Raw genomic sequence first — 17739 nt, forward strand, 5'->3', positions numbered from 1 at the left:
GGACCCGCAGGTGTCCTTCCCGTTCGCGGAACTGCCGGGCGGCGGCCAGGTTGACCGCGCGCATCAGGAGGCGGCCCGGCCGGCGACTACGGCTGGACCCGTCCGGTCACGGGCACTTGGACCCCGCAGGCCCTCAGCAGAAGTCGTAGGACGAGATCTGGTCGTCGATCCAGTCCGGGAGGGTGTACCACCACTCCCAGGCGTGGATCTGGAACACCTTGCCCTTGTTGTTCGCGTCGCTGTAGAAGCAGAGCGTGTTCGGGGTGCGGTTCTTCAGCGAGGAGATCGTGTCGTTGAAGCCCAGGTTCCGCAGATCCCCGACCTGGGGGTACGAGGAGGCCCGGCACTCCCCTCCGTAGTCGCGGTCGGCGAACGTGACGAGGACACCGTCGTGGTCGTGCGCGGCATCGCAGTGGTAGGCGGCGGGCGCCGCCTGGGACGGCCAGGCGGTGCCGCTGAACAGGGCCGCCGTCACCCCGAGGACGAGAAGCATGTTCCGGATTCTTCGCATGGGTTTTCCTCTCTGTGCTGTCCGTCGCCGCCACGGCCCTGTTGCCGGGGCGGGCGGACATGTCCGTGTCGGACCCGGACGGGGGAACCGGGCGCGCCGGCGGCCGTGCGCGTGACGCGGCCGGCGCGTCCGGGGCCGGGTCCTACAGGGGCGCGAATCGCGTCCCGCGGGCGCGCAGCGAAGCCAGCGCCGTGTCCAGCGCCGTGACGGTGTGCGAGCGGTCACCGCCGCCGTCGTGGCAGAGGACGATGTCGCCCGCCCGCGCGCGGGCCACCCGCTGCGCGATGCGTCCGGCGGGGGGCCGGCGCCAGTCCTTCGGATCCACCGTCCAGTCCACCGGCGTCAGGCCGTGGTGCCGTACGGCGGCGAGGACCGACCGCGACCAGCCGCCGGCCGGGGCCCGGAAGAGGACCGGGGTGACGCCGGTCTCGTCCGCCACCACGCGCTGGGTCTCCGCGATCTCGTGGTCGAGCGCGCCGGCGGTCAGCGCGGCGAACGGCTGGCGGTGGGTCAGGGAGTGGTTGCCGAGCCGGTGTCCGGCGGCCAGGACCCGGCGCAGCAGCGCGGGATGCGCTCTCGCCCGGGTGCCGACCACGAAGAAGGTGGCCCGCACCCCGTGGGAGTCGAGGACGTCGAGCAGGGCCGGCGTCCAGCGGGGGTCGGGGCCGTCGTCGACGGTGAGGGCCAGCGGCGGATCAGGGTCCCGCCCACCGGCAGGACCGGGCGGGACGCGGAAGACGGGACCCCGCCCGAGGGCGGGACCGGTTTCCGCGCCGCCGGTGAACCGGGCGCGCAGTGCCTCGGCCCGGCGCACCAGGCTCCAGGCCGCCTGTGCCCCCAGGGCCCGTACCGCCCGAGCGGACGTCTCAGGTGCCATGGGACGCCTCCCCCGCGAGGGCGAGGGCGCGCCCGCCACGGCGTCCGGTCGCCAGGCGGCCCGCCAGGACGGCCGTGCCGGCGCCCAGGACCTCGGTGACGGTGCAGCACAGGCGGCTGGCCAGGGCGGCGGCCCCCGCCTGCGCCCAGGGCAGGTCCGCCGTCAGGACCACCATCAGGACGACCTCGCGCACGCCCGCTCCGCCGGGCACGACCAGAGCGGCGGCGCCCGCCGCGGCGGCCAGGGCGAATCCGCCCACGCACAGACCGAGCGAGGCGGCGCCGGAGGCTCCGAGCACCACCGAGATCATCCACAGGTGCGCACCGCCGACGACCCAGGACAGCACCTCCCACACGACGGCCCGGCGCAGGTCGCCGTCCGCCACCCGCAGGTCGGGCGCGGGCCTGCGCAGGAGCTTGGCCGCGCCGCGTGCTGCCCGCAGGACGGCCCCCGGTCTCCAGAGCAGGCCCGCGAGGGCGAGGGCCACCGGCAGCAGCCACCACGCGCCGTCGCCCATCACCCGGGGGGCGGCGAGGACGCCCACGACGGCGGCCGTGAGCAGCACCACCACCGAGTTGAGGACGTACGCGGTGACCATGCGCTGCGCCGGGACGCCGTTGCGCCGTCCCAGGTGCACCCCGGCCAGGGCGCTCCAGAAGGGGCCGGGCAGGTACTTGCCGAGGACGGTCGCACCGAAGATCTCGGCGGTGGGCCCCCAGCGCAGGACGGTTCCCACGCCGGCCAGCGTGCTGCGCCAGGACGCCATGCTCAGCGCCAGTCCCGCGAGGTTGACCACGGCCGAGCCGGCAAGCCAGGGGGCCGCGCCCTCGCGGGTCAGCAGGTCGGCGATGACCGGGCCGCTGCCGTCCAGGGCCCGCCACATGCCGTACGCGGCACCCCCGACCAGCACCGCGGCCAGCGACCGCCGCACGGGCCGGGACCACTTTCGTCTCCCGGTCCGGGAGTCGGGGTCCGGGCCGGTCCCTGTCCGGGAGTCGGCGTGCGAGCCGGTCCCTGTACGGGAGTCGGCGTCCGGGCCGGTCCCCGAGCCGGACCCGGGTGCGGAGTCGGTGTCCGAGGGAAGGCCGGAGTCGGAGCCGGCGTCCGTGCCGAGGCCGGAGCCGCCGTCAGGACCTGAGCCCGGACCGGGCACCGCGACGCGTATCCCCGCCGGCTTCCGGCCGGCGCCACCGCCTGCCCCGGTGCGGCCGAGGCCGACGGTCACCGGCTGCTCGGGGCACTCGGCCCCGGCCGCGTTCTCGTCACGGCGGGCCACGGTCATCCGGTGCCCCCTTCCGCGTGCTCGGAGGCCGGGACGGGCACCGTGTCACGCGGCTCGCGGGGCGGACCGGCCGGCGCGGGACGGTGGCCGGCCGGAGCGCCGAAGCCGCGGTCGAGCTTGCTGCGCAGCCACCCGGTACCGGCCCCCAGCGCGATCTGGAGGTTCACCAGCAGGTGCAGGGCGACGAACAGGGGCACGAAACCGGTCCCGCGCCGCCGCCGGACGAACCGCAGCAGCGGCAGATCGGCGCAGGCGAAGGCCAGCAGCCCGAGAAGGGGCAGGGCAGCGAACCGGGGGACGGCGAGAGCGGGCAGCGTCGCCACGGTGAACAGCGCCGCCGCGACCCCCGCCATGCTGTTGGCCCGCAGCGCGCCCGGCCGGCGCCGGTGGGCGGCGGCGAACGGGAGCAGGTACTGGGCCCGGCGGAACTGCTCGCGCAGCATCGGCCCGAGCCGGTACTCCTCGTCGTGGGCGGCCTCCACCTGCGCGGTGAGCAGGATGCGGTAGCGGGCGGACAGCCGCTCGCTGTACTCCACGTCCTCGCTGTCGCGCAGCGCGGGGTGGAAGGGGCCGACATCCTCGAAAACCCGTCGGGGCACCGCCGCCGCCGCGAAGAACGCGGTGGGGGTGGGGCCCACACCCTTGAGCCGCCAGTGGTGGGCGTGCAGGGTGCGATACCACTCCACCGGGCCGTCGTCCACGAGGGGTTCGGGGGCGATGACGCCGTGCACGCACCCGAGTCCCGGGTCCTCGGCCAGGAGCCGTACGGCGTTCTCCAGGGAACGGGGCGAGAGGGCCTCGTCGGAGTCGAGGAAGAAGAGGATGTCACCGCGTGCGGCGGCGGCCCCCGCGTTCCGCGCGGCGGAGACCCCCTGGTTGGTGGTCGCGCGCAGCACCCGGCAGCCGAAGCGTTCGGCGATGTCGGCGGACCCGTCGGTGCTGGCGTCGTCCGACACGATGATCTCGAAGGGCGGGAGGGTCTGCCGGCGCAGCGATTCCAGGCACAGCGGCAGCGTCTTGGCGTAGTTGTAGTTCGGGATGACCACCGAGACGCGGGGCGGCGGGGCGCCGCCGGCGCCGTCGTCGCGTTCCGGTGGGGCGGGGTGCGGGCCGGATCCGGTCACAGGGACACCTCCAGGACCTGGGCTCGGTGATCGGACAGGTGGTGCATGTCGTCGAAGCGGTAGCGGTCGACGGTGACCGGGCCGGTGGAGAACGCCCAGTCAAGCCGCCACAGCCCGAGCACGGGGACCAGCTCGTTCCACGAATGGGGGTACAGGTCGGTGCCGCTGTCCGCGGCGTCCCGCATGGTGCTGCGCAGCTCCTGCATCTCGCCCATGGCGGGACTGCTGTTGAAGTCCCCCGCGACGAGGGCGGCCGCGCTCTTCGCGCGCTGCTCGCGCAGTTCCGCGTTCAGCCCCCGGAACTGCGCCGTCCTGGTGCGCTGACGGTCACGCAGCATGCCGAAGACGCTGGGGGAGATGAGCTGGGGGCCGGGGTCGATCTGCACGGGGATGTGGACGTTGTAGAGCGACAGGGGCCGCCCGTGCACCCGGATGTCGACGCGCAGCGTCTTGACCGCCCGGTACACCTCCAGCCAGGGCGCGTCGGGCCGGCCGGCGACCGACTGGCCCGTGCCGACGAGCTTCGAGCCGATGACCGGGTACCGCGAGAGGGTGATGAGTTCCCCGCGGGTCACGACGTGGTACCCGGGGAACTCGCGGTGGATACGGGCCAGGTCGTCGACGGGCCGGAGGTTCTCCTGCCGGTAGTCGACGCCGTGGAGGTACTCCTGGAGCAGGTAGACGTCGGCCCGCTGGGCCCGCAGGGTCCGCCAGAAGCTGTCCTTGTCGACGTCCTGTCCCCACCAGGTGGTGTTCCAGGAGACGATGCGCAGGTCCCCGGCGGTGGAGGACACGTGGTGGGTCAGTGCGGCGAGCCGGACCCCGTTGCGCGGCCAGCTGACGCAGGCGGAGACCAGCGCCAGGGCGCACACCAGGAGCAGCGCGGCACGGCGGGAGGCGAACTGCGGCACCCGGCGCCCGGCCACCCGGGAGCCACCGGACCCGCCGCCGCTCGCACCCGCCCGCGGACCTGGGCCGGCGGCCGGGTCACTCGAGCCGGCGGTGGCTCTCGCTCCGGGCCCTTGGACACCGGCGGTGGCTCTCGCTCCGGGCCCTTGGACACCGGCGGTGGCTCTCGCTCCGGGCCCTTGGACACCGGCGGTGGCTCTCGCTCCGGGCCCCTGGGCACCGGCGGTGGCTTGCGCAGCATGCCCCTCGGTACCGGCGGGGGCCTTCACTCCGTCCCCGGCTGCGTCCCCTTCGGCACCGGCGGTGGCGTTCCGCCCGTCCCGTCCCTTCCGCCGCAGCCCGCTGACGCCGGCCCACACCATCAGGAGCACCGGGACGAGCAGGAAGGCGATGGGCGGTACGAGGTCGGGGACGAGCATGACCCACCACCGGCCGCTGAGCAGCCGCTGCACGAGCGCGAAACAGGTCCAGAGCACGGCCAGGGCGGTCAGCAGCCGGGGGCGGCGGTGCCGCCGGACCCGGTCGGTGCGCGCCTTTTGCTGCCGGCCGCCGCCGGCCGCCGTCCCGGTCCGCGGGGCGGCGGTGGCCCGCGCCGCCGCCCCTTCGGCGGGCGTCACAGCGCCGGGGCGACGGACGGGACCGTCCGGTCGCGGTCGTACAGCCTGCGGAACGAGGGCGAGCAGAGCCAGTGCACCACGCCGAAGACCACGCCCACCGCCACGGTGAGGTTGAAGGCCAGCTGGACTCCGATGAAGCTGGGCATGAAGGCGAGGCCGCGGCGGGCGGCGACGAACCGGTACATGCCGAAGTCGAGGCCGATCACGGTGCACAGCAGCAGTACCGGCAGCAGCCAGGCGGCAGGTCCCAGCAGGGCGGGGGCCGCGAGGGAGACCGCAGCCAGCAGCGAGACCAGGCTGGCCCAGGAACGGGAGGCCGTCTCGAAGCCCTTGGCGAACCTCCTGCGCCGGGCGTAGAGGGGGATGCGGAGCCGGGCCCGGGTGAAGATCTTGCGTATCAGCGGCCACATCTCGTGGTCGTCGTCGTGGAAGCCCCGGATGACGGGGGTCAGGAGCAGGTCGTAGCGCCGGCTCAGCCGCTGCCCGTAGTCGACCTCCTCGGTCTGCCGCAGGTTCGGGTTGAACGGGCCGATCTCCTCGAAGACCTCCACCCGCAGGGCGCACATCGCGGAGATGAGGAAGCTGACCGTGCCCTCGGAGCTGGTGCGCCAGTAGTAGGCCTGCAGGCACCGGCACTCCTCGACGAGGCTGTCCCGGATCAGCGGCTCCGGCTCGTACATGCCGCAGACCGCGCCCGCCTCCGGGTGGGCGGCGAGCAGGTCGACCGCGGCCCGGACGGCACCGGGCCGCAGCGCGACGTCGGAGTCCAGGAAGAAGAGGATGCTGCCGCGGGCGTGCGCCGCCCCGGTGTTCCTGGCGGTGGCCACGCCGCTGTTGGTGCCGGTGCTCACCACCCGCACGCCGTGCGACCGGGCGATCTCCAAGGAGCCGTCGGTGCTGCAGTCGTCCACGACGATGATCTCGAGGTTCGGGTAGTCCTGGTCCTTGGCGGACTGGATGGACAGGCCCAGGGACCGCGCGTAGTTGTAGTTCGGGATGATCAGTGACACCAGTGGTTCTTCCACGGTGGTCCTTTCCGGGTTCTCGGGTCGTGTCGACGGGTTCTCGGGTCGTGTCCACGGGCTCTCGGGTCGTGTCCACGGGCTCTCGGGCCGGTGGCCCGGGAGCGGGCGCCCCGGGGCGGGCGCCGGAAGGCTCGGGTCCGTCAGGACAGGAACGCGAACAGGCCCGCCCATGCCACGCCGCAGCCGATGAGCAGCCGGTCCCTGAACAGGGTCCGCACGGGGTCGGCGCCGCCGCCGCCGACCAGCAGCACCTGGAGGTAGCGGAAGACCGCGAAGACCGACACGGTCAGGGTGAGGAAGGCGAACGCGGTGGCGGTGCCGCTCGGTTCGGGTGCGGCCGTCAGGTAGATGCCCACGGCGACCGCGGTCAGCGTGGCGCTGATCATGGTCAGGCAGTCGATGAACTGGACGGAGTACCCGGCGAGGGCCGGCCGGTGCTCGCCCGCCACGTCCAGCAGTTCCCTGCGCCGCTTGCCGAGGACCAGCAGCATGCAGCTGCTCAGCACCGTCAGCAGCAGCCAGCAGGAGGGCCGGGCACCGATGGCCAGGTAGCCCTGGACGGCACGCAGGACGAAGCCGAGTGCGACCACGAACGAGTCGACGAGCGCCACGTGTTTGAGGTGGTAGCTGTAGGCGAGGTTGAGTGCGAGGTACGCCAGGACCGGCCACGCCCTGGCCGGTGAGGCGAGGACGACGCCGGCGGCCAGCGCGGCGGCGACCCCGGCGAGGTACGTCCAGGCGGCACGGGGTGACAGGGCGCCCGAGGCGAGCGGCCGGTGGCTCTTGGCGGGGTTGAGCCGGTCACGCTCGCGGTCGGTGAGGTCGTTGAGCACGTAGACCGCGACCGAGGCGAGGGTGAACAGGGCGGTGGCCCACAGGACCGCGAGGCCCGCGTGCACCGCGCTGGGGTGGACGAGCACCGCGGGCACGACGATGACCAGGGGGTTCTTGGCCCACTGGTAGGGGCGGGACAGGCGCAGCAGGGCACGGGCTGTGCCCGGCGCGTGTTTCTCGCCGGCGGTTGCCTGCCCCGGGGCGGGGGAGGCGGTGGCCGGAGCGGCCGGCGGGCCGGCGAGGGCGGGTGAAGCGATGGGAGGTGGAGCGATGGGAGGTGAAGCGCTGGGGGGTGAAGCCGGGGGGACGGTGGGGGACGACGGACGGGCGGCGGGGGCCACCGGGTTGACACCGTGCATGGCTCTCCTCGAACCGGCGGGAGGGGGGAGTGGGTTGCTGACCCGTTCTCGCGACGGTTCAGAAGACCGCCTTGGCGAGCCGGAGGGCGCCCTGCTGCCAGGGGTCACGGCTGGTCCGGCCGCCCGGCCGGCCGTCGGCGCCGCGGTGTTCGGACCGCCACCACTCGAAGCTGCGGGAGATCGCCTCGCGGTTGGAGTAGCGGGGCTCGAAACCGAGCCGCTCGCGGATGCGGGAGATGTCCATGCAACTGTCGGCGCGGAGCTTGTGGATGAGCCGCATGTAGACCGGCGACAGACGGGCGTGCGCCAGCAGTTCGAGCACCGCGACGGCGGGCCGCATGGGCAGTCCGATGACCCGCTTGCCGTGTCCGGCGGCGTCCAGAACGGTCTGGAAGTCCTCGCGCAGGGTGCCGTACCGGGCCGCGCCGACGTTGAACTCCGTGTTGACCACGTCGGCCGGGGCCTCGGCGGCCAGCAGGACGGCGTCGACGAGGTCCTCGACGTCCAGCATCTGGCTGCGTACCCGGCCGGAGCCGAGCACGGGGAAGTGGTGGCCCTCGGCGGCCCATTCGAAGAGCATGGCGAAGATGCCCAGCCGGCCGGGGCCCAGGAAGGTCTTGGGACGCAGCACGGGCACCACCAGGCCGTCGGCCCGGGCCTTCTCCACGAGTTCCTCGGCCCGGGCCTTGGCCCTGCCGTAGGGGTCGATCGGGCTGCGGGGGTAGGTCTCCGGCGTCGGGACCTGCGAGGGCAGCCCGTAGACGGAGCCGGTGGAGAGGTGGACGACGCGGGGGACGTCCTGGCTCGCGGCGGCGGCCAGGACCGTACGGGTTCCCTCCACGACGATCGAGTCGATCTGCGTGGTGGCGTAGCTGGGCAGGGCCGAGGCGCTGTGCACCAGCAGGTCGGCGCCGCGTACGGCACGCCGGACGGCGGCACCGTCGCGGATGTCGCACGTCACCAGCCGGCCGGCCGTGGCGTCGGCGCGGTGGGTGAGGTCGAGGCCCACGACCTCGCAGCCGTTCTCGGCCAGCCGCCGGGCCAGCGCGGTGCCGAGCATGCCGCTGCTGCCGGTGATCACCACACGACGGAGCACAGGGTCACCTCCCGTACAGGAGCGGGCATGGAGATACGTGTGAACGCGGACTGTTTCATTGATGTTTCCGTTCAGTGAATCGGACGGAAAAGCCAGCTCAACACCGGGTGTGAGCCGTGCCGGAGTCGGTCGGACACGTGTCGGAACGATGGCATGGCACTCAGTGCCGAGTGAAGACACGTCATGATCTGATGAGGCGTCAGAAAAATCTTCCGGTCAGTCTGGCGAGCCGGAATTCGCCGCTCCGGTCCCCGGGTTCCTGTTCCGCAGCGCCGTCGTGCGGGGGAACAAGTGCGAAGAATGTTCTGACCTCCGCGGCCGCTCGCACTCAAAGGAGCGCGTGCACCGTGCAGGTGAGGCGGGGGAGTGTCCGAAAGGCGCTCCGCCGATCCCGGGCGGAAGTCATCCGAAGAGTGGCCGGATCGGAACCGCGTGATCACGGAACGTCATCTGCCACTTGCATATGTGTGTGTCTCCCGACGTAATGTGCCGGGCCATGGACACCTGGAGAGACAGACGGCTGGGCGGCAGCGACATCAGCACCGGGGCGCTCGGCCTGGGGTGCTGGGCCATCGGCGGCCCCTGGCAGGACCGGGACGGCAACCCGCTGGGCTGGGGAGCCGTCGACGACGACGAGTCCGTGGCCGCCGTCCGCCGCGCCCTGGACCTCGGCATCACCTTCTTCGACACCGCCGACACCTACGGCGCCGGTCACAGCGAGCGCGTCCTCGGCCGGGCGCTGCGGGGACGCAGGAGCGAGGCCGTGATCGCCACCAAGTGGGGGAACGTCTTCGACGAACGGACGAAGACCCTGACCGGCAGCGACGACTCACCCGGACACGTGCGCCGCGCGCTCCTCGCCTCGCTGGAGCGCCTGGGCACCGACTACGTCGACCTGTACCAGCTCCATCTGTCCGACACACCGCCCGAACGGGCCCTCGCACTGCGGGAGACCTGCGAGGACCTGGTCCAGGAGGGCCTGGTGCGGGGCTACGCCTGGAGCACCGACGACCCGCGGCGCGCGGCGCTCTTCGCCGACGGGACGAACTGTCTCGCCGTCCAGCATGCGGCCAACGTCCTCCAGGACGCTCCCGAGCTGTTCGCCCTCTGCGCGGCCCGGGGACTGACCAGCGTCAACCGCAGTCCCCTGGCGATGGGGCTGCTGGCGAAGGCGGCGGGGGCCGGGAGCGGGGCCGGCGCCGGTGACATCCGCGCGGTGCCGCCCGCCTGGCTGACGTGGTACGGCCCCGGCGGCGTGCCCGCACCCGACTGGGCCCGGCGCGTGGCGGCCGTCCGGGAGGTGCTGACGAGCGGGGGACGGACCCTGGCCCAGGGAGCCCTCGCCTGGCTGTGGGCGCGCAGCCCGCGGACGCTGCCGATCCCCGGGTTCCGCTCCGTCGCGCAGGTCGAGGAGAACGCCGGGGCGCTGGAGCACGGTCCGCTGGAGGAGAACCTGATGAAGGAGATCCAGGTCCTGCTGGGCGCGTGAGGGCCGGGGTGCGCGGCCGGCGGTCAGGTCGCGCACCCCGGAGCGGTGAAACACATGTGTCCAGCGCCCGGACCGCCGTACCGAGCCCTGAAGGGCGGCGCCGCGGACGGATTCCGGCGGCGCGAGGACAGCCGACTGAACCAGGGGTTCCCACCTATGACAGACGTTCGTGCCATCGATGCCCCGGTGGAGGAGTTCACCGAGGACGGCTTCCTCGTCCTCCCCGGCTTCCTGCCGTCCGGCCTCGTCGACCGCCTGGTGCCCGAGGTCGACCAGTGGGTGGACTCGGGCCGGCGGCAGCACTCCATCGACGCGTGCCGGCCCGGCGCACGGCCCCCGCTGACCGTCGAACTGGACCTGGAGGCACACGGGGAGCTGGCGGTGTACCCGCCGCTCATGGACCTGCTCGCCCACCCCGCCCTGCTGGGCGAGTCCTTCGTCTTCCACCACCTGCACAGCGACAGGCGGCCCGCCTGTGCCCCCGGCAAGAACTGGCACCACGACTACGAGCAGCGGCCCCAGCGGGACCGGCGCCTGCCGATGGTCCACGCCCTGCACTACATCCGCGGCCTCCGGCCGGAACAGGGGCCGCTCGCGGTCCTGCCCGGGTCGCACCGGCAGGTCGCGGAGAAGGGCGCCCTCGGTCACCGGGGCACGGATGTCCTTCCGGGGGAGACGGTCATCGACATGCTGCCACCGGGCTCCACGGTGATCCTGCACTCGGCGCTCTTCCACACGCGCCGGCCCGCCCGTCCCCCGCACTCCGGCGCGGAACCGCGCTACATGATCGACGGCTCCTACTGCCGCACGGGCACCCCGTGGCCGCCGGTCAAACCGTACTGGAGACAGGTGCTGGCCGTGGCGCGCTCGCGCGGACTGGACGCGGGGCGGCCCGAACTGTTCGCCGAACGGCACTTCGGCGAGTACCGGGGAGCGGAGGGCCGCGGGCGGTGAGGGTCATGCAGAGCCTGCCGTTCGAGGCCGTACTGCGCCGCTTCCTCCGGCACCACACCCACGATCCCGCAGACCCCACCGACTTCGACGACCGGGCCGAACGGCACATCCGCACCGCCCGGCAGGAGTTCCCCGGCCCCTGGCGGCGGCTTCTGCTGGAGGGGCCGGAGGTACGGGAGGTGGTGCTGCCCTGGCACCTGGGCGAGGACGGCGAGCGGGAACTCGTCCCCGCCACCGGCCTGACCGTGGCCGAGGCGGCGGGCCGGCTCACCGTCCTGGGCGCCTCCTACGAGCGGTCCAACCCCCTGTGCGCCGTGAAACTAGCCCGGCAGCGCCGGGCGGCTCACCTGCCGCTGTTCCTCAGCACCCGCCCGGTGAGCGGCCCCGACTACGACCGCCTGACGACCCGTCAGGGACTGATCCACCTGGACGGCCTGCACCGCATGCTCGCCTGGGCCACGACGGGCCGGCTGACCCGCGGCCGGTGGTTCGAGGAGTACGTGGCCGGACCGCCGCCGCACGGCGCGCGGCACGCCGCCGGAGCCCGCACCAGCGGACCGTCCCTCTCCAGCGGACCGCCCCTCCCCAGCGGACCGTCCCCCTCCAGAGCGGAGTCCTCATGAACACCCGTGTACCGGCGCTGCCCGGAACCGAAGGCAGCCGCGCCTGGTTCGAGCGCGCCCGGGCCTCGCTGGCCGGGGGTGTCAGTTCCTCCTCCCGGGCGACCTCGACCGGGCCGCACCCCTACCCGCTGTACATGGCCCGCGGATCCGGCAGCCGCATCTGGGACGTCGACGGCAACGAGTACATCGACTACCTGATCTCGTACGGCAGCGCGGTCCTCGGCCACGCCCCCGAGCACCTCACCGAGACGCTGACCGGCGTCCTGCGGAGCGGCACGATGTTCGGCACCTGCAACACCGTCGAGGTGGAGCTGGCCGAACTGATCCGCGACATGGTGCCCTGCGCGGAACTCGTCCGGTTCGCCAACTCGGGGAGCGAGGCGGTGCAGGGCGCCGTCCGCGCGGCCCGCGCGCACACGGGACGCTCGAAGATCCTCAAGTTCGAGGGGCACTACCACGGCTGGACCGACACGCTGGCCGTCTCCAACCGTCCGACGGCCGCCGAAGCCGGCCCCGGCACCGCTCCGTTCCCTGTGCCCCACTCCCCGGGGATCCCCCGAGGAGTGCTGGACGACGTCGTCGTCTGTCCGTGGAACGACCCGGCGGCCCTGCGCGCCGCCCTCGACGCCCACCGCGGCGAACTGGCCGCCGTCGTCTGCGAGCCGATCGTCGCCAACAACGCCTGCACCATGCCCGCACCCGGCTACCTGGACCTGCTCAGGGACGAATGCACGGCACGCGGGATCGTGCTCGTCTTCGACGAGGTGTGCACCGGTTTCCGCACCGGACCCGGCGGCGCCCAGGCCATGTTCGGGGTCGTCCCGGACCTCGCCGTCTTCTCCAAGGCACTCGGCGGCGGCCTGCCCGTCGCCGCCTTCGCCGGACGCGCGGACGTGATGGAAGCCCTCGCCGAGGGCCGGGTCAAGCACGGCGGCACCTACAACGCCTCGCCGCTGTGCGCGGCCTCCGCACTGCACACCCTGCGCCGGCTGAACCAGCCGGGGACCGTCGCACACATCGAGGAGAGCGGCACACGTGTCATGGAGGCGATCCGCCGCGCCGCGCACGACCGGCGCGTCCCGTGCGCGGTCCAGGGCGTGGGCGCCATGTTCCAGGCCGTCTTCACCCCCGACGGCACACCCACCCGCGGGTACCGCGACCTCTTCGCCGCCGACCGGGCCCGGCACGACGCCTTCCGCCACGCCCTCCTGGAACGCGGCATCCACACCAACGCCTTCGGCATGGCCTGCTGGTTCGTCCCGGCCTGCGTCACCGAAGCGGAACTGGAGGCGACGTGCGAGGCGGTCCACGCCGCGTTCGCCGCGCTGTGAAGCGGCGGCGGGCGGCGTGGGAAGAGGCCACGGGACGCGGACCGGGGGCCCGCAGGGGTGGAAGCCGGGCGCCCCTTTTGTCCGCAGCTCTCAGTCCAGCACCCTCAGCGCTCCTGACACCGCGTTCTCCAGGAAACCCCGGTCGGCGCGCGCGTTCCCCATCACGTGCAGGCCCTGGATGAACGTCAGGAGGAACCGGGCGAGTTCGACCGGGCTTCGGCCGGTGGCCAGCTCACCGCGCTCCCGGGCGTGCTCCAGCGCACCTGTCAGCACGGCCTCGACCGCGGCCATGGCGGCCCTCACCTGGGCCACCGTCCCCTCGTGCGCCGCGCGCTCCGTCGCGGCGCTGACCAGCAGGCAGCCGCGCTCGGGGTCCGTCAGGTCGTCGGTGACCACGGCGAGAAGTAACGTGCGCAGTGCCGTCCGGACGTCGGTCCCGCTCCCCATCCGCCGGGCGAGATCGGCGACCAGGCCGGCGCAGTAGTGCTCCAGGGCCCGCGCGTAGAGGCCGTCCTTGGAACCGAAGGCCGCGTACAGACTGCCGCTGCCGATGCCCAGCCGATCCGTGAGCAGGGGCAGCGGTGTGCCGTGGTAACCCTTCGACCGGAAGAGGCTCATGGCCCGTTCCACTGCCAGGTCGGTGTCGAACGCGCGGGGGCGTGCCATGGCTGAGTCCTTCCTTCGCCGGGGGCTGCGCAGACGGATTGATCCGGTGGTGTCCGGCCGGATCCGGACGAGCGCGGAGGGCCCTGGGCCCTGACGGCACACAGGGAAAACCCTCGGAGCCGGCGACGGAACACGGTCCGACTCTGGCAGCCGGACAACCGGAAGGCATGAGTCGATCGACTGTCCTCCTGGAGCCGGGCACGGCGATCACGGCACCTCTGCACCGCATATGTGCCGGTGTGTCCGCCCGGCGGGCGCCGGCGGGGCTCGACGTGCCCGGCGCCGCGGTGCACCATGTGCCGCCGGGACCCGCGGAACGGAACCCGGCTGAGGTTCGGACCGGCGGACACAGGGGCATGCTGCGCGGGTGTTATCAAGCTAGCCTCGAAGACAGTGACGGCATCAGCCCGAGGACGAACATGCAGCTGCACCTGACACACCCACTGGAGCCCGACAGCGCGCCCCGGCACGCAGCTGCCATCGTCGCGACCGCAGCCGACATCAGCGGCGCGGAACTCGACTACACCCCCGAGAGCCTCGATCTGGTGGAGGGCATCGTCGACGGCTTCCGCGCCGAAGGAGCCACGGGCGAGGAGATGTCCGAGTCGCTCGTCGCCTTCGGCTGCTACATCGGCGAGATCCTGACCCGCCGGGCCGGGGGAGTATGGCGTCACGCGCCCGCGTCCACCCCGACCGCCGCCCCCCTCGTCGTGGAACTTCCCGGCGCCCGCCGGTGCTGTCCCATCGACTGGGTCTTCCACCGCCTCGAATGCGGGGACGACGTCAGCATCCGCGGTCTCTACGCCGCCGCCGACCCCGGAGCGGGACCGGTCGGTGCGCCGACCGGGTGTTAGCATCTGGCCTGCCCTTTCGGCGTCGGACGGGAAGGCGGGCGCTGCCGCGCGGCGGCCTGTCCGGCCTCCGGACCGAGCACTGAGCCGGCCCCCGGGACGCGCGTCGCGTCGGGCGGGAACGCACAGCGACCTGGCTGGAGGGATGTTGGAGGAGGGAACCGGATGAGCGCGCGGTCCGGTTCTGACGACCCCCGCCTCCTCGGGCGCGCCCGCGAACAGGACCTGGTGGCCACCCTGCTGGCCGCCCTGCGCGGCGGCGGAGGTGTGCTGCACCTGAGCGGAGCCCCCGGCACGGGCAAGTCCGCCCTCCTGCGGTTCGCCGCCCGCACCGCGGCGGACCAGGGAGTACGCGTGCTCACCACGTCCTCGGCACCGGCCGAACGCGACGTCCCGCACGCCGCACTCCACAGCCTCCTGCGGCCCCGCCCGGCCCCGCTCGACGACCTGCCCGCCGCCGGCCACGAGACGCTGGACGCGGCGTTCGGCGGCGACAGCGCCCCGGCACCCGACCGGCTGGCGGCGGCCGTGCTCGACCTGCTCGCCCGGATCCCGCAGCCGGTCCTGGTCTGCGTGGACGACCTCGACCGCATCGACGCCGCGAGCCGGGACACCGTACGGGAGCTGGCCCGCCTGTGCGCCGGAACCCGGGTGGCCATGATCGTCACCGAACGGACCCTGCCCGCCGCCCCCGCCGCCACCCCGCTCACCCCCGACGCGCTCGCCGCCACCCTGGGACCGCTGCCCGAGCCCGAGGCCCGCGCCCTCGTCGAACACGCCGGACGGGCCACGGGATACGCCGAGACGGAACTCGTCCTCGCCGCCGCCGAGGGCAACCCCCTGGCCCTCACCGAACTGTCCTTGGGCGACGGCGCCCCCGGCGACGCCGCCGTGCTCGGCACGCTCCCCGCGACCCCGCGCATGGCCGAGGCGTACGCGCAGGAGCTGGCGGAACTGCCGGAGGCCGCGCGCCGCGCGCTGCTCACCGCCGCGCTCAGCACCTCGTCCCTCACCTGGGACGTACTGGGCGCCACCCGGTACGTCCTGGGCAGCGGCGACGCGGCACGCGACGGACTGACCGAGGCCGTCCGGCGGGGGCTGCTCGTCGAGGACGGCCGCCGTCTGCGGTTTCCCCGCCCCTTCTTGCGCACGGCCGTGCTGCACCTGGAGTCGGCGGCACGGCGCCTGGCCGCCCACGCGGCCCTCGGCCGCAGCGTCACCAGCCCGCCCCACGCGGCCTGGCACGCGGCCCAGTGCGCGGTGGGCACCGACGAGGACCTCGCCGTGCTGCTGGAGGACCTGGCCGGGCAGAGCCGTCCGGGAACCGGCGTCCTGACCGCCCTGGCCGCGCTCGAATGCGCGGCCCGCCTCTCCCCGGACCCGGCCCGCCGGGCGGCCCGGCTGCTGCGCGCCACCGAGCTGGCCTGCGACCACGGCCTGCGCGAACAGGCCCTGCGGCTGGCCCGCGGGATCGACCCGGCCGGACTGGGCGCCTACGGCCGCGCCCTGCTGCTGTGGGTGCACGAACTCCTGCCGGGCAACTTCGTGGTCGGCCGGGAGGGCATCGCGGGCCTGTGCGAGGCGGCGCGCGCGGTCGCCGGGCAGGACATGGCGCTCAGCCGGAAACTGCTGCACGCGGCGGCCCGCAGGTGCTGGTGGCACCAGGCCGGACCCGACGACCGGCGCCTGCTGGTCCGCACCGTGCAGGACCTGCGGCCCCGGCCGTGGGACGCCCGCGACATCGCCGTCATGGCGCTGGCGGAACCGCAGTCGGTGCCCGACGAGGACACGCACCGCGTGCTGCGCCGGCCCGGCGGTGAGGACCTCGGCCTGCTCGGTCAGCTCGCCCACCTCGTCGGCGACCTCGGCCGGGCCACGCTGCTGTTCCGGGAGGCGGAGCGGACGGCCCGCGCCGACGGGCGGTACGGGCGGCTGCCGCAGATCCTCGTGCCCAGGGCGCTGGAGGAGATCTGGCTGGGCACCCAGTGGCGTACCGCCGAGGAACTGGCCGACGAGGGCCGCAGGATCGCCGCCAGGACCGGCCAGACCGACTGGGTGGCGCGGGCCACCGGGACACTGGGCGTCGTCGAGGCCCTGCGCGGCCGCCATGAGCGGGCCCTGGAGTTCGCCGCGGAGGTCGAGGAGGCCTCCTTGCGCCTCGGCCAGAGCCGGCAGCTGAGCCTCGCCTCGCTCGCCCGCGCGCTGACGGCCTCGGGCACCGGCCGGTACGCCGAGGCCTACGCCCAGCTGCGTTCCATGGTCACCGAACCCTCGGCGCCCTACTCCTACGAGCAGTTCTGGGGCCTGGCCTTCCTCGCGGAGGCGGCGCCGCCGGCCGGTGAACCGGACGACGCCAGGGCCGTCGTCGCGCGGGTCGAGTCCCAGACCCGGACCGGCCGCACGCCCCTGCTCCGGCGGATCCTGGCGTACGCGGACGCGGTGCTCGCCCCCGACGAGGAGGCCGGGAGCCGCTACCGCGCGGCGCTCGGGCCCGGTGTCGAGACCTGGCCGCTGCTGCACGGCATGACCCTCTTCGGACACGGGGCCTGGCTCAGGCGCAGACGGCGCGTCACCGAATCACGCGAACCCCTCGCCGCCGCCGAGTCCCTCTTCCGCGCGCTCGGCGCCGGGCCGCGTGCGGACCTGGCGGAGACGGAGCTGCGGGCCGCGGGCCTGACGACGGCCGAGCCCGGCGGGAGTGACGTCTCCCGGCTGCTGTCGCCGCAGCAGCTCACCATCGCCCGGCTCGCCGCCCGCGGCCTGTCCAACCGGGCCATCGGGGAACAACTGCGGCTCTCCCCCCGCACGGTGGCCTCGCACCTGTACCAGATCTTCCCGAAACTGGGAGTCACCTCACGCGCCCAGCTCGCCGCACGCATCGGCACGGACTGAGCGTGCGCGGCGCGCCCGGCATGGAGTGAGTACGCGGCGCGCGGCAAGGAGCGGACCCTGTGCGCCGCGCGGGGCACGGAGGGACACGTGCGGCGTCCGGGAGGAGCTGGAACACCTGCGGCGCCCGGCACGGACTGGTCTCGTGCGGCGCGTCCGGCGCGGACTGAACACGTGGGGCGCGCCCGGCGCCGACCGGACACGTCCCGAGCGTACTGAACACATGCGGCGCCCGGCGCGGGCGGAGCAGGGGTGTCGCCGGTGTCGGCGGAGGACATGTGTCGCCCGGCGCCGGTGGAGCA

General features: G+C 74.0%; 15 protein-coding genes. 6 read left to right on the top strand and 9 right to left on the bottom strand.

Annotated elements, in window-relative coordinates; all coding sequences use genetic code 11:
* Window positions 1–133: 133 nt before the first annotated feature.
* The 8 genes from ABZ719_RS18910 to ABZ719_RS18945 all read right to left on the bottom strand — a co-directional run bounded on the left by ABZ719_RS18910 (window position 134) and on the right by ABZ719_RS18945 (window position 8634).
* Window positions 134–511 carry a peptidase inhibitor family I36 protein gene (locus ABZ719_RS18910; protein WP_366726314.1) on the bottom strand — a complete coding sequence of 126 codons (378 nt, stop codon included), beginning with the start codon at window positions 509–511 and terminating at the stop codon, window positions 134–136.
* A gap of 142 nt (window positions 512–653) precedes the next feature.
* The gene (locus ABZ719_RS18915) at window positions 654–1388 is read right to left on the bottom strand and encodes a polysaccharide deacetylase family protein (protein WP_366726315.1); all 735 of its coding nucleotides are present in this window, start codon (window positions 1386–1388) and stop codon (window positions 654–656) included.
* Entirely contained in the window at window positions 1378–2670 is a 1293-nt protein-coding gene (locus ABZ719_RS18920) for a lysylphosphatidylglycerol synthase domain-containing protein (RefSeq protein ID WP_366726316.1), read from the bottom strand. The genes ABZ719_RS18915 and ABZ719_RS18920 overlap by 11 nt, the downstream gene beginning before the upstream one ends.
* Window positions 2667–3794, bottom strand: coding sequence for a glycosyltransferase (locus ABZ719_RS18925; protein ID WP_366726317.1), 1128 nt, complete (start codon window positions 3792–3794; stop codon window positions 2667–2669). Before ABZ719_RS18925 ends, ABZ719_RS18920 begins: the two co-directional genes overlap by 4 nt.
* Window positions 3791–5320 (bottom strand): endonuclease/exonuclease/phosphatase family protein, encoded by a 1530-nt coding sequence (locus tag ABZ719_RS18930; protein WP_366726318.1) that lies wholly within the window; start codon window positions 5318–5320, stop codon window positions 3791–3793. The genes ABZ719_RS18925 and ABZ719_RS18930 overlap by 4 nt, the downstream gene beginning before the upstream one ends.
* Window positions 5317–6345, bottom strand: coding sequence for a glycosyltransferase family 2 protein (locus ABZ719_RS18935; RefSeq protein WP_366726319.1), 1029 nt, complete (start codon window positions 6343–6345; stop codon window positions 5317–5319). Before ABZ719_RS18935 ends, ABZ719_RS18930 begins: the two co-directional genes overlap by 4 nt.
* 140 nt (window positions 6346–6485) lie before the next feature.
* Complete coding sequence (locus ABZ719_RS18940) at window positions 6486–7538, bottom strand: UbiA prenyltransferase family protein (protein ID WP_366726320.1); 1053 nt, start codon at window positions 7536–7538, stop codon at window positions 6486–6488.
* A gap of 58 nt (window positions 7539–7596) precedes the next feature.
* Window positions 7597–8634 (bottom strand): NAD-dependent epimerase/dehydratase family protein, encoded by a 1038-nt coding sequence (locus ABZ719_RS18945; RefSeq protein WP_366726321.1) that lies wholly within the window; start codon window positions 8632–8634, stop codon window positions 7597–7599.
* A gap of 496 nt (window positions 8635–9130) precedes the next feature.
* On the opposite strand from ABZ719_RS18945, the gene ABZ719_RS18950 reads away from it, so the two are divergent.
* From ABZ719_RS18950 to ABZ719_RS18965, 4 genes are all read left to right on the top strand, one after another.
* Window positions 9131–10123 (top strand): aldo/keto reductase, encoded by a 993-nt coding sequence (locus ABZ719_RS18950; protein WP_366726322.1) that lies wholly within the window; start codon window positions 9131–9133, stop codon window positions 10121–10123.
* A gap of 156 nt (window positions 10124–10279) precedes the next feature.
* Window positions 10280–11077, top strand: a complete 798-nt coding sequence (locus ABZ719_RS18955) for a phytanoyl-CoA dioxygenase family protein (RefSeq protein ID WP_366726323.1) — start codon at window positions 10280–10282, stop codon at window positions 11075–11077.
* A 5-nt stretch (window positions 11078–11082) separates the two neighbouring features.
* Window positions 11083–11700, top strand: coding sequence for a DUF6309 family protein (locus tag ABZ719_RS18960; RefSeq protein WP_366726324.1), 618 nt, complete (start codon window positions 11083–11085; stop codon window positions 11698–11700).
* A complete protein-coding gene (locus ABZ719_RS18965; RefSeq protein WP_366726325.1) occupies window positions 11697–13031 on the top strand; it encodes a glutamate-1-semialdehyde 2,1-aminomutase in 1335 nt (444 codons plus the stop codon). The genes ABZ719_RS18960 and ABZ719_RS18965 overlap by 4 nt, the downstream gene beginning before the upstream one ends.
* Before the next feature lie 90 nt (window positions 13032–13121).
* On the opposite strand, the gene ABZ719_RS18970 is transcribed toward ABZ719_RS18965, so the two are convergent.
* Window positions 13122–13697 carry a TetR/AcrR family transcriptional regulator gene (locus ABZ719_RS18970; RefSeq protein WP_366726326.1) on the bottom strand — a complete coding sequence of 192 codons (576 nt, stop codon included), beginning with the start codon at window positions 13695–13697 and terminating at the stop codon, window positions 13122–13124.
* Window positions 13698–14116: 419 nt separating this feature from the next.
* On the opposite strand from ABZ719_RS18970, the gene ABZ719_RS18975 reads away from it, so the two are divergent.
* Together ABZ719_RS18975 and ABZ719_RS18980 are read left to right on the top strand one after the other, a co-directional pair.
* Window positions 14117–14551, top strand: coding sequence for a hypothetical protein (locus ABZ719_RS18975; RefSeq protein WP_366726327.1), 435 nt, complete (start codon window positions 14117–14119; stop codon window positions 14549–14551).
* Between the two features lie 162 nt (window positions 14552–14713).
* Window positions 14714–17440 (top strand): AAA family ATPase, encoded by a 2727-nt coding sequence (locus ABZ719_RS18980; RefSeq protein WP_366726328.1) that lies wholly within the window; start codon window positions 14714–14716, stop codon window positions 17438–17440.
* Window positions 17441–17739 lie beyond the last annotated feature (299 nt).

The sequence above is a fragment of the Streptomyces sp. NPDC006743 genome (genome assembly GCF_040703815.1).
Lineage (GTDB): Bacteria > Actinomycetota > Actinomycetes > Streptomycetales > Streptomycetaceae > Streptomyces.